At 70.1% G+C, this 14354-nt stretch carries 14 protein-coding genes and 1 pseudogene; 8 read left to right on the top strand and 7 right to left on the bottom strand.

Annotated elements, in window-relative coordinates; translation table 11 throughout:
* Position 1: 1 nt before the first annotated feature.
* Both STRVI_RS15405 and STRVI_RS15400 read right to left on the bottom strand, forming a co-directional pair.
* The gene (locus STRVI_RS15405; RefSeq protein WP_014056580.1) at positions 2-1090 is read right to left on the bottom strand and encodes a Gfo/Idh/MocA family protein; all 1089 of its coding nucleotides are present in this window, start codon (positions 1088-1090) and stop codon (positions 2-4) included.
* Positions 1075-1731, bottom strand: coding sequence for a ThuA domain-containing protein (locus STRVI_RS15400; RefSeq protein WP_014056579.1), 657 nt, complete (start codon positions 1729-1731; stop codon positions 1075-1077). The genes STRVI_RS15405 and STRVI_RS15400 overlap by 16 nt, the downstream gene beginning before the upstream one ends.
* A 624-nt stretch (positions 1732-2355) precedes the next feature.
* On the opposite strand from STRVI_RS15400, the gene STRVI_RS15395 reads away from it, so the two are divergent.
* From STRVI_RS15395 to STRVI_RS15375, 6 genes are all read left to right on the top strand, one after another.
* Positions 2356-4182, top strand: coding sequence for a right-handed parallel beta-helix repeat-containing protein (locus tag STRVI_RS15395; protein ID WP_014056578.1), 1827 nt, complete (start codon positions 2356-2358; stop codon positions 4180-4182).
* Between the two features lie 175 nt (positions 4183-4357).
* Entirely contained in the window at positions 4358-6535 is a 2178-nt protein-coding gene (locus tag STRVI_RS15390; protein ID WP_014056577.1) for an ROK family protein, read from the top strand.
* A 109-nt stretch (positions 6536-6644) separates the two neighbouring features.
* On the top strand, positions 6645-6905 hold the full coding sequence (locus STRVI_RS52650) for a hypothetical protein (protein ID WP_167543203.1): 261 nt from the start codon (positions 6645-6647) through the stop codon (positions 6903-6905).
* A 337-nt stretch (positions 6906-7242) separates the two neighbouring features.
* Complete coding sequence (locus STRVI_RS15385; RefSeq protein ID WP_251982625.1) at positions 7243-8004, top strand: SGNH/GDSL hydrolase family protein; 762 nt, start codon at positions 7243-7245, stop codon at positions 8002-8004.
* Between the two features lie 89 nt (positions 8005-8093).
* A complete protein-coding gene (locus STRVI_RS15380; protein WP_014056575.1) occupies positions 8094-9428 on the top strand; it encodes a glycoside hydrolase family 71/99-like protein in 1335 nt (444 codons plus the stop codon).
* Positions 9429-9566: 138 nt separating this feature from the next.
* Positions 9567-10181 carry an SGNH/GDSL hydrolase family protein gene (locus STRVI_RS15375; RefSeq protein ID WP_106685663.1) on the top strand — a complete coding sequence of 205 codons (615 nt, stop codon included), beginning with the start codon at positions 9567-9569 and terminating at the stop codon, positions 10179-10181.
* 142 nt (positions 10182-10323) lie between these two features.
* Here STRVI_RS15375 and STRVI_RS56390 read toward each other — a convergent pair whose 3' ends face one another.
* The 4 genes from STRVI_RS56390 to STRVI_RS15355 are packed head-to-tail and all read right to left on the bottom strand — an operon-like array spanning position 10324 to position 12865.
* Positions 10324-10530: a hypothetical protein gene (locus STRVI_RS56390; protein ID WP_043235954.1), complete on the bottom strand. Its 207-nt coding sequence runs from the start codon at positions 10528-10530 to the stop codon at positions 10324-10326.
* Between the two features lies 1 nt (position 10531).
* Positions 10532-10951 carry a TetR-like C-terminal domain-containing protein gene (locus tag STRVI_RS15365; RefSeq protein WP_050993672.1) on the bottom strand — a complete coding sequence of 140 codons (420 nt, stop codon included), beginning with the start codon at positions 10949-10951 and terminating at the stop codon, positions 10532-10534.
* Positions 10948-11928 (bottom strand): SDR family NAD(P)-dependent oxidoreductase, encoded by a 981-nt coding sequence (locus tag STRVI_RS15360; RefSeq protein ID WP_014056572.1) that lies wholly within the window; start codon positions 11926-11928, stop codon positions 10948-10950. The genes STRVI_RS15365 and STRVI_RS15360 overlap by 4 nt, the downstream gene beginning before the upstream one ends.
* Before the next feature lie 49 nt (positions 11929-11977).
* Positions 11978-12865, bottom strand: a complete 888-nt coding sequence (locus STRVI_RS15355; protein ID WP_043235951.1) for an SDR family NAD(P)-dependent oxidoreductase — start codon at positions 12863-12865, stop codon at positions 11978-11980.
* 71 nt (positions 12866-12936) lie between these two features.
* Here STRVI_RS15355 and STRVI_RS15350 point away from each other — a divergent pair, with 71 nt between their 5' ends.
* A complete protein-coding gene (locus STRVI_RS15350) occupies positions 12937-13866 on the top strand; it encodes a LysR family transcriptional regulator (RefSeq protein ID WP_014056570.1) in 930 nt (309 codons plus the stop codon).
* Positions 13867-13872: 6 nt separating this feature from the next.
* On the opposite strand, the gene STRVI_RS15345 is transcribed toward STRVI_RS15350, so the two are convergent.
* A complete protein-coding gene (locus STRVI_RS15345; protein WP_078505733.1) occupies positions 13873-14097 on the bottom strand; it encodes a VOC family protein in 225 nt (74 codons plus the stop codon).
* Between STRVI_RS15345 and STRVI_RS50635 the strand changes: the two are divergent.
* Positions 14059-14274: pseudogene (locus STRVI_RS50635) on the top strand (hypothetical protein); the annotation flags it as partial. The gene STRVI_RS15345 and the pseudogene STRVI_RS50635 sit on opposite strands and share 39 nt — an antisense overlap.
* Between the last annotated feature and the right edge of the window lie 80 nt (positions 14275-14354).

Genomic DNA, 14354 nt, shown 5'->3' with positions numbered 1-14354 from the left:
GTCAGAGGGCGACCGGGGCGGGGCGCTCGCAGGTGCTGCTGACCGGCAGGGCCCGGCCCTGCTCCGCCGCGTCCATGAGCGTCAGCATGACGTCCAGGACGTGGGCGGCGAGTTCGGCGGACGCGCGGTGCGGGCGACCGGCCGACAGGGCCTCGGACAGGTCGGCGAGGGCCGCGCCGCGCCCCGCGTCCGGGTAGCCGGCCGAGGCCGGCAGCGTCTCCCAGCCGTCGCCGCGGTTCAGCTCGACGGCGCCGTCGAAGTTGTTCGGGTCGGGTACGGACAGCGAGGCCTCGGTGCCGTGTACCTCGATGCGCGGCAGGCGCGCGGCGCGTACGTCGAAGCTCATGATGAGCGTGGACAAGGCGCCTCCGGCGTGCTCCAGCGTGCCGGTGATGTGCGTGTCCACCTCCACCGGGAAGCTGTGCCCTGCGCGCGGGCCGCTGCCGATGGTGCGCTCCGTGCGCGAGCGGGAGGACGCGCCGGTCACCTTGACCACCGGACCCAGCAGGTGCGCCAGGGCGGAGAGGTAGTACGGGCCCATGTCGAGCAGCGGGCCGCCGCCGGGCCGGTAGTAGAACTCCGGGTCCGGGTGCCACTTCTCGTGGCCGGCGCCGGTCATGAAGGCCGTAGCGGCGACCGGTCGGCCGAGCAGGCCGTCGTCGATTGCCTTGCGCGCGGTCTGGGTGCCGGTGCCGAGGACGGTGTCGGGCGCGCAACCGACCCGCAGACCTGTCTCGCGGGCTGCGGCGAGCACGGCGTCGGCTTCCTCGCGGTTCGCAGCCAGGGGCTTCTCGCCGTAGACGTGCTTGCCCGCGCGTAGTGCCTGAAGCGCGACGTCGGCGTGGGCGGCCGGGATGGTGAGGTTGAGGACGGCGTCCACGTCCTCACGCGCCACCAGGTCGGTCACGGAGTCCGCCACGGCGACCTGGCCCTCGTACTGCGCGGCGACGGCCTCGGCGCGGCCACGGTCGAGGTCGGTGACGGCGGTGAGCTCCACCGATATCAGCTTGGTCAGGGTGGCGAGGTAGGCGCCGCTGATCTTTCCCGCGCCCACGATGCCTACGCGCAGTGGCTTCAGCGGCTCGCCCACAGCAGTCCCCTCTCGGTCAGCGTCCGGACCTCCGGCACGTCGAAGTCGTCGGGCTTGTGCCCGATGGTCGATACGAAGACCCGGCCCCGACCCCAGGTCCTGGTCCACACCGCGGGCATCACCGCGGGCCGGTCGTGGAACTCGTCCGGCGGGAAGACGGTGGTGGCCAGCACGTCGATATGCGGGTCGGTGAGCACCCAGTACTGCTCGGAGTGGAGGGTGAAGTCGCCGAGCCCGGCGACGATGGGGTGGTCGGCGCGCTCGGGCACGATCTCGTAGCCGTGGTCGAGGTAGCCGGGCGGGTGCATCACGAACTTGCCGCCGGTGAGCAGGTGGTAGCCGTGGTCATGAAAGCAGTCGACGATGCCGCCGTGCCAGCCGGCCAGGCCGGTGCCGGCGCGGACCGCGGCGGCGAGATTGGCGCTCTGCTCACGGGTGACGCTGCCCATGGTCCAGCACTGGACGATCAGGTCGGTGGTGGCGAGGCGCTCCGCGTCGTCGTACACCGCGAGGTCCTCGGAGGTCTCGACGGTGAAGCCGTGATCCTTGAGGTACGGAACGAAGCCGTCGCTGATCGTCACGGGGTGATGCCCGTCCCAGCCGCCGCGGACGACCAGCGCCCGCCGGGTGTCGGTGGTCAAGGTGGATACACGCTCCCATTCGTCACCGCGTGGCAGGACGCGGCTTTCGGGGTGGTCTGGGCTGCGCCCGGCAGGTCTGGCGGGAGAGGAGACGTGCCACCGATCGACGGTGCCGGTCGCGAGGTTGCGAACGTATGAACCGACTCGGCTCTTTGTCAATACGTTGTACTAACTCGCTGCCCCGGTGGTGGGTGCCGGGTGGTGCGCTCGGGCGGTGACACGAACTCGGCGAAGCCGTCGGCAAGTCGTTGTCATGCGGACGCGGTCGGCGGCCCTCACCCCTGCTTGGAGGATTTCTCGTATGCCATCAGGCCCTGCCGACCGGGGTCCTGCGCCACGGATGCGGTAGCGACCCTGCTGGTCAGAGCCACATCGCAGGAGCGCTGCGGAAGGGCGGCCGACTGCCCGGCCCCCTGCCGCATCGCGTGCCGTACCACCCGCTCCGTCGGCATCCCGGCAGGACGTGCGGGCTCATGCCGTCGGGTCAACTCTCCCGAGCGTCCGATGAATAGGGCCTGTCGACCGCATTGACGTAAGTCAATCGGATGGACTTTCATGTCCGCCCAGTGACGCCCTGAGGGCTCACCCATCCCCACCGCCGCTCACGCGAACGAGAGGCCATACATGCATCACCGCAGAGTCCGGCGACTCTCCATCTGGGTCGCCGGTGCCGCACTGCTCGGCGTCCTCATCGACCTCCCCGGCACCGAAGGGCGCGCGGAGGCCGCGGCCGGAGCCGGCTCCGAAGCCAAGGCCGCCGCCGAAGCCGGGGCCCGTACCCCCTTTGCGACCGTCGAGGCGGAGTCCGGGACACTCGGCGGTGGCGCCAAGGTCCACGCCATCAAGCCGGGCGATCCCGCGCCCACCAAGGCCACTCCGGAGACCGAGGCATCCGGCTACGCCTATGCCAAGCTGGACCGGACCGGCCAGTCGGTGGCGGTGGTGAACAAGACTGGCAAGCAGGCCAACACGCTCGTCGTGCGCGCCTCCATCCCCGACGCGCCGCAAGGCGGCGGCATCGACGCCTCGCTGAACCTCTACGTCGACGGCACGTACCGCCAGGCGATCACGATCAGCTCCAAGCAGGCATGGAACTACCGTCACGCCGGCACCAACGCGGACGACCCGAACGCCGGCGGGGCGGCCTACCGCTTCTACAACGAATTCCCCGTCCGCATCGAGGGCGCCCCGATCCTCGACGGCAGCACCATCACGCTCAAGAAGGATGCCGCCAACACGGCCGCCTACTACGACGTGGACTCCGTCGATCTGGAGAACGTCGGGGACGCGCGCACCCGCCCTGAGAACTCGCTCTCCGTGGTCGACTACGGCGCCGACCCGACGTTCGGGAAGGACTCGACGGTCGCCATCCAGAAGACCGTCGACACCGCCCGCGAACAGGGCAAATCGGTCTGGATCCCGAAGGGCAAGTACCTCACCAACAGCTTCGACGGGGCCGCGCCGTTGGACTTCACCGGCGTGACCGTGCGTGGCGCCGGCATGTGGTACACCACGATCTACCGCAAGCCGCCGCTGCCGGCCAGGCAGCGCTCCCAGATCCTGGTCGGCTCCGGCACCCGGCTGAGCGACATCCAGATCGACGCCAACGCCATCTACCGGGACGTCCGCGGCCCCGGCGGCTCCGACTACGGCATCAACGCCAGCGGCGCCAAGGGCTGGCTGGTCGAGCGGATCTGGACCCGGCACACGGATGCCAACTGGCTGTCCGGCACAGGCGGCACCATCCGCGACAGCCGGACCGCGGACTCCTACGGCGATGGCTTCAACATCAACAACAGCAATACACCCAGCCCGGACAGACGTGGCGACAACATCACGGTCCAGAACAACTTCGCCCGCAACACCGGCGACGACTCCTTCGCCGTCTACTCCGACTCCGGCACCAACGGCGACAACGGCCGGCTGAGCGGCGCCCGGGTGCTGAACAACACCGCGATCGCACCCTGGTGGGCCAATGGCCTCCGGATCGCCGGCGGCAAGGACATCCAGTTCAAGAACAACCTGGTGAAGAGCGTGTCCTCGAACAGCACGCTGGAAGTCGGCGTGTTCGGCGACTCGGGCCACCCGCTGGAATCCGCCACAGTCAGCGGAAACGTCCTGCTCGGTGGCGGCGGCTGGAACGGCATCCGGCACGGGGTGCAGATCGGCTCGCCGTCCCCGACGTCGAACTTCCCCGACGCGTTCACGAACGTCACCATGACGGACAACGTCATGCGGGGCGCGCTGCGCGCGGGCCTGTTCATCACCAAGAAGAACGTAAAGGTGACGCTGCGGAACAACACGGTCGACGGCCCGGCGAACCAGGGCATCTGGGTCACCTCGGGGGTCACCGGGACCGGGGCGTTCTCCGGCAACAAGGTGCAGAACCTGCTGCCGGGGCAGGTCGAGCTCCAGAACGACTCGAAGGACACGTTCAAGATCACGGAATGACGTGCGCGCGCCTGGCGGCCCCCACCTCGGGGCGAACCGCCGGGCGCGTCCACGTCTTCCCCCGCCGCCACCGGAGAGCGGCTGGTCATGGCGCGGAGGGCCCGCAGTTCCGCAGCGTGACGGGACTCAGTAGTGGCCATTAAATGCTGTGCGAGTGGGGGCGTGAGGGGCGGCCGTGTCTACGTCGGGTGAGGTTTCGTTGACCCAGCGGGAGCTGGCGGAGCTCGATGCGTGGTCCGGGAACAGACCGGAGCGGGCGGTGCGGGCAGCGATCGTGCAGGATGCGGCTGCGGGGCTGTCCGTGTCGCAGAGCGCACACCGGCTGGGTATCTCGCGGCCGACGGTGAGCGCCTGGCGGCAGCGGTATGCGGCTGACGGCCTGGCCGGCCTCGAGCACCGGCCGCGCAGCGGACGCCCGGTGCGCATCGACGAGGCGGACGTCGTCGCGGCGACGCTTGCGGGCCCACCCTCGCCGCAGCGCACGTGGTCGGCGAGGGCGCTCGCCGACCATCTCGGGATCTCGCACACTACGGTCGGCCGGGTGTGGCAGCGCTGGCGGATCCGGCCCGACGGCCCGACGGCCCCTGCGTGCCTGCCTCTTGAGCCACCACTGGCCTGCGCGCGGCCCGAGCTACTGGCCACGTGGGCTCGTGCGGACGGCGCGGCGTTCCTCGTCGTCGCCGACGCCGTCCCTGGCGGCCAGCCGCGCACCAGAGCAGCGACCGCGGACGAACGGCGCATGCGCTACGCGGCGTTGGGCGCCGCGCTGCGGGGCGTGCACCCCGGCGACATGGAGCAGGGCGCGGCGCCGCCCGGCGCGGCCGTCCGCCCGGCACCGGCGCTGCCCGCGGGGCGGCTTGCCCGCTGGGCCGGGCACCGTCTCCACCTCGTCACCTGGGGTGGAGCGGCGGGACCTGCCGGGCTGCCGGCTAACACCCGCACGCACGTGGCGCCCGCGTCGATGGGTTGGGCCGCCACTGTCTCCCTGATCGCCCAGCTCGAGCTGGAGCATCAGCCGCAGGCCGCGCGGGTGGCCCTCGACGCACTGTCGGACACGGCGCGTGAGCTGTCCCGGACACCCGGCGGCGCTCCGGTTTGGTGGCTGCGCCCGGACCTTGCGGCGGCGACCGGGCAGCGGCGCGCGGTGCACCGCGCCTTCGATCAGCCTGCGTTGGGGTCGTTCAACGAGAAGCTGGTCATCGAGTCGGTCAGGGTGGCGGGTTCGCTCAGCCGGATCGAGATCGCCGAGCGCACGGGTCTGACTCCGCAAGCGGTCTCCCGGATCACCCGCAACCTGCTCACCTCCGGGATCCTCGTGGCCGACGAGCGGCGCTCGACCGGCACCGGCAAGCCACGGGTGCCGCTGCGGCTGCGTCCGGAGGCGGGCTGTGCGATCGGCATCCACGTGGATCCCGAGTTGATTACCCATGTACTGGTCGATCTGTGCGGCACCGTACGGTCGCGTCACACACTCGCGGTGACACAGAGCAGCGACCCTCAGTCCTGCATGGAGTGGATGGAGCGCACGACCCAGCACACACTCGCTGCCGCGGGGCAGCTCGGGCAGAATCTGCTCGGGGTCGGTGTCGCGGCGCCCGGCCCGCTGGACGCGCGGGAGGGCGTGCTGCTCAATCCGCCGTTGTGGGCAGCGTGGGGCGAGGTGCCGCTCCGCGCCGAGCTGGGCAAAATGCTGGGTCGGCCGGTGCTCCTGGAGAAGGACGCGACGGCCGCGGCGATCGGCGAGCAGTGGCTCGGCGCGGGCGAGAGCAGCACCGACTTCGTGTACCTGTATCTCGGCGCGGGGGCGGGCAGCGGCGCGTTCCTCAACGGCGATGTGTTCCGGGGCGCTTCGGGCAACGTCGGCGAGTTCGGCGAGCTCGCCGCCTACGCGCTCGGTCACGTGACTCCCGAGGGTGGCCCGTTGATGGTTCCCGAGTGCGCGCCGATGTCCGCGGTGGTCGCGCGCGCGGCCCAGGCGGGTCTGAGTGCGGCGCCGGGCCGGCACGCCTACGGCGCGGTGTGCGCGGCGGCGGCCGACGGCGACGCACGGGCGATCGACGCGATCCGCGGCGTCGCCCGGGTCGTCGCGCGCGGTGCCGTTGCGATGACCGAGCTGTACGACACGGACCTGATGATCGTCGGCGGGCCCGCGGTCCCGCCCGAGGTCGCGGAGTTGTATCTCGCGGAGATCTCCACCGCGGTCAACCGCTTTCCGATCGCCCGACGGGTCCGCCCGGTGCGGGTCACCTACTCCACACTCAGCGCCAACGCCGCGGCCGTCGGCGCCGCGGCCGGCGTGTTCCACATGGCTTTCGCTCCCCGCCTGCGCACGCACAGCGGCACAGCGAGGTGAACCTGCCCGCTCGACAGCCAAGCCCAACAACTCGAATCCATTGATCCACTCCGGGCCGCTGCTGGCGACCGCGCCCACCGAACAGGACGACTAGCAGCGTGCGGCCGGTGTGCAGCATCCTCCAACGGGCTGCTCCACGATCGATCTCGCCGTACTCCTCGCGTCGTCCGGTGTACCGCTGGAGGGGCCGCCACTGCCGATGCTCGGCGTGGGCGTGCTCGACGCAGCTCCGGCGGGAAGGTTGCCGGCGTCGCAGCGCGCGCCACCCGTACCGCGCCCGCACTCCTGGTGGCGCACCGGTGCGAGCCACTTCGAGTGGCTGGAGGCCCTCTCCTTCCTGGCGGGCAAGGCACCGCGCGCGGCCTCGTAGATGAGGTCCGCGAGGTGACTCACCCGGACACGACTGCAAAAGTATTTACTGCCCACGCGCGCATGAGGGGGCGCGTGCCGCAGGACGGCCGTCACGGGCGCCGATCGGCGCCCGTGACCAGTTCACGCGCGAGATGCCCACGTCACCGCGGAAGGAAATAAGTTTTCCGGCCGTGACTTCTTCAAGGCAGAGCACGCCTTCCGTATTGACGTGACGCAATCCAATGCATTTTCTTACTCCCGGCGCTCGGTGACCGAGGTGCCATTTCGCGCCTGAGAGTGTGCGCATCCGCACGCCCCTTCGCAGCCGTCTTCGCGGGAGTCCCATGAATGCCACCATGTCCAGACGCGCAGCCCTTCTCTGCGGCGCCTTTGTGGCCGCCGATCTCGTACTGCGATCGACCCCAGCGTCGGCGGACACCCCAGGAGAGTCCAACGGCGGTGTGCGCATCATGCCGCTCGGCGATTCCATCACCGACGGATTCACCCCCTACCCCGGCGGGTACCGCGTCGGTCTCTGGCAGCGTCTGGCAGCCGGCGCCCACACCGTGGACTTCGTCGGCTCCAAGTCCAACGGCCCCACCGAGCTCGGCGATCACGACCATGAGGGCCACTCCGGCTGGCGCATCGACCAACTGGACGCCAACATCAACACCTGGCTCCAGCAGAGCGACCCCCGCACGGTCCTGTTGCTCATCGGCACCAACGACCTCAACCAGAACTATGACATCGCCAAAGCGCCCGCACGCCTGTCGCGGCTGATCGACCACATCCGGGCTGCCAAGCCGAGGTGCGAGCTGTTCGTCGCGACCATTCCGCCCCAGTCCAACGCCACCCTCGAGAGCAGGGTCAGGGCATACAACGCGGCGATTCCCCAGATCGTGGCCTCGAAAGGGCCGCACTCGCATCTGGTGAAGATCTACGACGCGATGACCACCGCGGATCTCGCCGACGGCATTCACCCGACCCGGGCCGGCTACGGGAAGATGGCCGCCGTCTGGTACGAGGCGCTGCGCGCGGTTCCCGGCTCGCTCGTGCCGCTTCTCCAGAGCTCCAGCGCTCGCGATGACCACCGGCGCCTGCGATCCCGTGCGGCCTGAGTCAACGGTGCCGCGCTGCGGCCGGGTGCGGGAGCGGCCGCCCGGCCCTATCGATTCGTCTCACACACAGCGCCAAGCAAGGAGCTGAAATGGCTGAACACTCCCACAACCGGCGGAGTTTCCTGCGCGGTACCGGCGCTCTCGGCGCGGCAGGGGCAGCAGCCTGGACCGGAATCGGCAGCCTCACGCCCGCCGATGCGCAGACCGGAAGTTCCTCGGGCGCGCGTCCCGCACCCAAGCACGTGCGGACATATGCGGCCGATGCGGTCAAGGGGAAGGTGTACGTGGGATACCAGGGGTGGTTCGCCGCCGCTGGCGACGGCTCTCCGATCAACACCTGGACGCACTGGTCCAAGGGCACCACACCGTCCCCCGGCAACCAGACGTTCGAGCTCTACCCGGATATATCGGCCTATCCCGTTGGGTCCCTCTTCCAGACGGGGTACGCGCGGTTGGGCAACGGCAAGCCCGCCACATTGTTCAGCTCCTACTCCACCGCGGTCATCGACCAGCACTTCCACTGGATGCAGCAGTACGGGATAGACGGCGCGGCCCTCCAGCGTTTCGGCAGTGACATCGCCGCGGTCGGCCAGCCGCGCCTCAGACAACGCAATGACATCCAGAGCAAGGCACGTGACGCGGCCCAGAAGTACGGGCGCGGCTTCTATATCGAGTACGACATCAGCGGCCTGAACGACACCAATCTGGTGGCCACGATCCAGAGCGACTGGACCAACACCATCAACGGCACGCTGCACCTGCCCGATTCCCCGGCCTACACGCGCGAGGGCGGAAAGCCCGTCGTCCACCTGTGGGGCCTCGGCTTCACCAACCGGCCCGGCAACGTCGCCAGCTCCCTTGAACTGGTCAATTGGTTCAAAAGCAAGGGCGCCTACGTCATCGGGGGCGTCCCCAGAGGCTGGCGCACCGATGCCAATGCCAAGCCCGGCTTCGGTCCCGTCTATGCCGCCCTGAACATGGTCTCTCCCTGGAACGTCGGCAACGCCACCGTGGACCAGAAGCTGTTCGACGATGACATGGCCAAGCTGAGGGCGAACGGGCAGGACTACCAGCCCGTGATCTATCCCGGATTCGCCTGGTCCAACTGGAAGGAAGGAGCGCCGCGCAACGAGATCCCGCGCAGGGCCGGTGACTTCATGTGGCAGCAGGCCGTGGCCGCCGCCCGGTGCGGCACCAAGTCCGCCTTCATCGCGATGTTCGACGAGTACGACGAGGCCACTGCCATCGCACCGGCCGCGGCGGACAAGTCGATGATCCCCGCCAACCAGTACTTCCTCACCCTGGACGCCGACGGGACGAGCGTCTCCTCCGACTTCTATCTGCGCCTGGCGGGCGCCGTCACCAAGATGATCAACGGGTCGACCGGCATCAGCCCCACCGTGCCGATCCCGCCAAAGGTCTGACCGAGCTGCCGTAGGCGGAGGAGACCTGACGCCCTCCCCCTACGGCCTTCAACCGCCCGCGTCCCCAAGGAGCCCTTCGTGGCAGCGCCACTCAACCCTCATGGCCACTCCAGCACGTCCGCAGGAAGCGTGCGCATCATGCCCCTGGGTGATTCCATCACCGATGGGCACAACGCCTACCCTGGTGGCTACCGCGTCGCACTATGGCAGCGGCTGGCCGCGGACGGCCATGCCGTCGACTTCGTCGGCTCCCTCGCCAACGGCCCGGTTGAACTGGGCACCCGCCACCACGAAGGACACTCCGGCTGGCGCATCGACCATTTGGACGCACACATACGGGCATGGCTGCGGCACAGTGTCCCCCACACCGTGTTGCTGCTGATCGGCACGAACGACATGAACCAGAACCACGACGCCGTGCAGGCCCCGACGTGCCTGGCCCGGCTGATCGACCACATCCAGGAGGCCAGGCCGGCCTGTGAGCTGTTCGTCGCCACGGTTCCGCCGCAGTCCGATCCCACACGGGAGCGGCGGGTCAAGACCTACAACGCGGCCCTTCCCGAGGTGGTCGCCGCAAAGGGGCAGCGGGTGCATCTCGTGAACATGTACGACGCGTTGACCACCGCCGACCTCGCCGACGGCATTCACCCCAACCAGGCGGGTCACGAGAAGATGGCCCGTGTATGGCACGGCGCTCTTCGTTCCGTACCCGCTGCGCTCACGCCGGCGGTGTCGAGCCTGGCCACATGCTAGGCGACCCGTCTGCCGCCCCTGGGCAGACCGGCCCGGCCCCGTCGCGGCTGATGCTCCACCTCAGGGCACTGAGCCGGACCGAAGTCATCGACAGGGGCGACGTATTGATGTCCGGCCTCACACGGGGATCGGACAGTATGTGTTACGGGTACACCAGGAGCTTGCCGCTGGTCGTCCGGGACTCGATGTCGCGGTGGGCCTGGGCGGCGTCCTTGAGCGGGTAGCGACCCCCGATGTGGTGGATGATCAGCAGTTTCCACCGTCCCCGGATGACGCCGAGGGCATGCTCGACCCGGCTGATGTGGCAGTCCGGGCCTGACGTCCCGGCAGAGGTCTCCAGATGTTCCATGTCACTGACTTCTGTTCCTGGAATCGGACGTGGATGCCGGTCCAGCGGGGCGGGCGGTGAGTGCCCACCAGTCGGAGGTGGCCTCCTGCGCCGTCATGCCCCAGTCCCACTCGTCCTTGTGCAGGCGCAGGGAGACCACGCCGTGCCAGGCCGACCGGAGCAGGAGGGCGGCGGCGAACGGGGCGTCCGGATCGACCCGGCGGGCCAGGTCCACGATCCGCCGCTGCAGGCGCGGGCCGTGCTCGGCTCTGGTGGCCGGGAGTTCGTCGCCGCTCTCGAAGAGGAGTTGGTAGGCGCCGGGGTGCTCCAGCGCCCAGGCGATGTACGCGTCGCCGGCGACCACCAGCCGGTCAGTGCCTTCCACCGCGGCGTCCAGCGCCGCTTCGACGGCCTCGATCAGGGAGGCGTACTCGGCATTCACTCGGCCGTACTGGAGCGGCAGGTGCAACTCGTCCAGAGGGACCCTGTCCGGGCGAGCAGGCCCTGCGACAGGTCCCACAGACGCCGGGCGTTGTCCGGGTCGACGGCGTACCGGGCGACTCCGTGCAGCGTGCCGGAGCGCCGGTCGACGACCTCGGTCTCGTTGCAGTCGACGAAATACCGGCCGCCGACGCCTTCGAGGAGCGGCGAGGTCGCGAGGAGGACCGAGGTCGCGGCGCCCTGCTCGACGCTCTTGATCAGCTCGGCGGGCACCCTGCCACTGCCCCGGCCCCCGGTGTGGCGCTGCAGATTGGTGTAAATGGCGCCGGGCATCAGGGCGTTGGCGGTGATGTTGTCGTCGGCCCAGCGGCGGGTCGCCTCGACCGCGAAGAGGACGTTCGCGGTCTTGGACTGGCCGTAGGCCAGCCACGGGTCGTAGGGACGGAAGGCGAAATTGACGTCGTCCCACACGACGGGGGATTGCTGGTGGCCGGTGGAACTCACCACGATGACACGGGCGTTGCCGTCGGCGGCCAGCGCGTCGTGCAGGCCGGTGGCAAGGGCGAAGTGGCCCAGGTGGTTGGTGGCGAACTGCCACTCCCAGCCCTGATCGGTGTACTGCTCGGGGCAGGCCATCACGCCGGCGTTGTTCACCAGTACGTGCAGCGGGCCCTGCCAGGCGGCGGCGAAGGCGGCGACGGACCCCGGATCGGCGAGGTCGAGCTGTGCGACCCGCACCTCCTGGTTGCCGGTCGATGCGGTGATGTCCTTGGCGATGTGCTCGCCCGCCGCCATGTCACGGACGGCGAGGGTGATACTCGCGCCGGTCCCGGCCAGGGCGCGGGCCGTCTCGGCCCCGAGACCGGACGAGGCGCCGGTGACCACCGCCTGGCGGCCGGTGAGATCGATCCCTTCCGCCACCTCGGCGGCCGTGCTGGAGAAACCGAAGGGGGTGGTGATCGTGGTGGTGTTGCTCATGCGTGAACTCCTTGCCGGGTACGGGGATGAGTGCGTCGGCGCCGCGTGTTCAGGGCGTGACCAGGCGGTCCTGCTCCACCGGAGGCGTGCCGTCGTGCCAGTCCAGGGCTTTGCCGGACCGGACGAGTTCGCCGTAGAGGGCGGGATCGACGTGGTCGGAGAAGACCAGGTCGAGTACGGCTTCGGCGGCCTGGGCCGGCGACTGTGCCTGGCTGTAGTCGCTGAACCAGGGGCGCGAGGTGGCGGTGTCGACCATGCCGGGGCACACGGCCGCGATCAGCGTGTCGGTGGCGACGTCATGTTCGCGGCGTTCGGCGGCGAGCGCGCGGACGGCGGCGACCTGGGCCACCTTCGAGGGCACGTTCAGCCAAACCGGCCAGCCCGCCTCCCGCGCGGTCCGGTGATGGATGGCGCTGCGCCACGACTCCACGGCGTACTCGACCTGGTCCAGGGTCGCGCCGTCGAAGAGATGGTGCAGGCGCGCATCGAGGTGGCCGAGGGTGCCCAGGCTGCTGGCCACGACGAGCAGCCGGCCGCCCGGGCGCAGGACGGGGCCGAAGGCGCGCAGGATCGAGTGCGTGGCGGTGTTCGATACGTCGATGAACTCGTCGGCCCGCTCGACCTGCGACTCCTCGGGCAGCAGCCGGGCAACCGCGTTGGAGAGGACGATGTCGACCCCTCCGTACCGGGCGCGCAGGTCATCGGCGAGACGGGCGACGGCCTCGGAGTCGGTGACGTCCAGTACCCGGCCCTCGACGCGGGCCCTCGTGCCGGGCAGCCGGCTGACCTCGCGGGCGGCGTCCGTCACCCGCTGGTCATTGCGTCCGGTGAGCAGGACCAGGTCGTCCGGTTGCATACGGGCCGCAAGCCCTTCGACGAGAGCGCGGCCGAGTCCTTGGTTGGCGCCCGTGACAAGGGCGATGCGTGAGCTGTTCATGCACGCCACGCTAAGAACGCCACGTCCATGAGTCCAACGAAAGTTCAGCACGGCTAGTATGCGTAAACGTCATGGACTTCACGGATGTGTCACTCACCGCGCTGCGCGTCTTCCGCGCCGTCGCCGAGCAGGGAACCTTCACCGCGGCCGCCGCGTCGCTGGGCTACACGCAGTCGGCGGTGTCCCGGCAGATCGCCGCGATCGAGCGGGCCGCGGGCGCGGAGCTGCTCGAGCGGCGCCGCGAGGGCGTACGGCTCACCACGGCCGGGCACCTCGTCATGCGCCGCGCGACGGTCGTGCTCGACGAGATCGACGCCACCGCGCGCGAGCTGTCCGGCCTGCCCGAGCAGGCAGGAACGGTACGCCTCGGCTGGCTGCCCAGCGCCGGCGCCGCTCTCGTGCCCCGCGCTCTGGCCGCCCTGCGCCATACGGACCCCGGCATTCGGGTCGTCGGCCGGGAGGGCGGCACCCCGGCGCTGGTGCGCGCCCTGCGGGCCGGCAGCCTCGACCTGGCCCTGCTCGCCTCGGCTCCGCCGTTCCGGCCGCCAGACGCCGAGTCGCCCCCGCTCGCCCTGCAGACCCTCACCGAACGCGCCCTGTGCCTGGCCGTGCCCGCGGCGCATCCGCTGGCCCGCGGCGACTTCATCGACGTGGCCGATCTGCGCGGGCAGCACTGGATCGCGAGCTCGGCCTCGGGCGAGGACCGGCTGATGGGCGTGTGGCCCGGACTGGACGAACGGCCAGAGATCGCCCACACCGCCCGCGACTGGCTCGCCAAACTCCAACTCGTCGCCGCGGGTTGCGGATTGACCACGGTTCCCGCGTCGCTCGCTCCAGCCGCACCACACGGCGTCCGCATCCTGCCCGTCCGCGGCGGCCCCCAGGAACAGCGACGCCTGCTTCTCGCCCACCCTCCCCAGACGCCGACCGAGCCGGTGACTCGCGTGGCGGCGGCCCTGCGCGCGGCGGCCCTCAGCTCCGGCACGCCCGATGCCTCTTGATGCTGATCAGCCCGGTGCCGTTTCGATCAGCTCGAGGAGGTTGCCTTCCGGGTCGGCGACGTACGCGTACCGCATACCCTCGGTCGCGCCGGGCGCGGGCGGCGACACCGCCCCGGCACCGCACTCAGCGGTCAGGCGCGCGAACGCCGCGTCCAGATCTGGGACTTGAAGCGCGAGGTGCGTGAAGGTCTGGTGTGGAGCTTCTGGATCGCCTACATCCTCACCCGCCAGCTGGGCGCGTCGATCGGCGACTGCCTGTCCCGGCCGACCGGTGGTGGCGGTCTGGGGCTGGGCAGGGGCCTGACCGGTGCGCTGTTCCTGGCGGTCATGCTGGGCCTGGTCGGGTACCTCGGCGTGACACGCGAGGACGTCTCCGAGCCGGAGCCGGTCGCCCGACACGCTGTCTGACCTGCCGCTCGGCCTCATTCAGGATGCGTTCAGGTTTCCTCTGTCACGGTCGAAGATCTCGGCCGCCGTCGGCAGTCGGC

Source organism: Streptomyces violaceusniger Tu 4113, assembly GCF_000147815.2.
Lineage (GTDB): Bacteria > Actinomycetota > Actinomycetes > Streptomycetales > Streptomycetaceae > Streptomyces > Streptomyces violaceusniger_A.
This window is presented reverse-complemented; position numbering and strand designations above follow the sequence as displayed.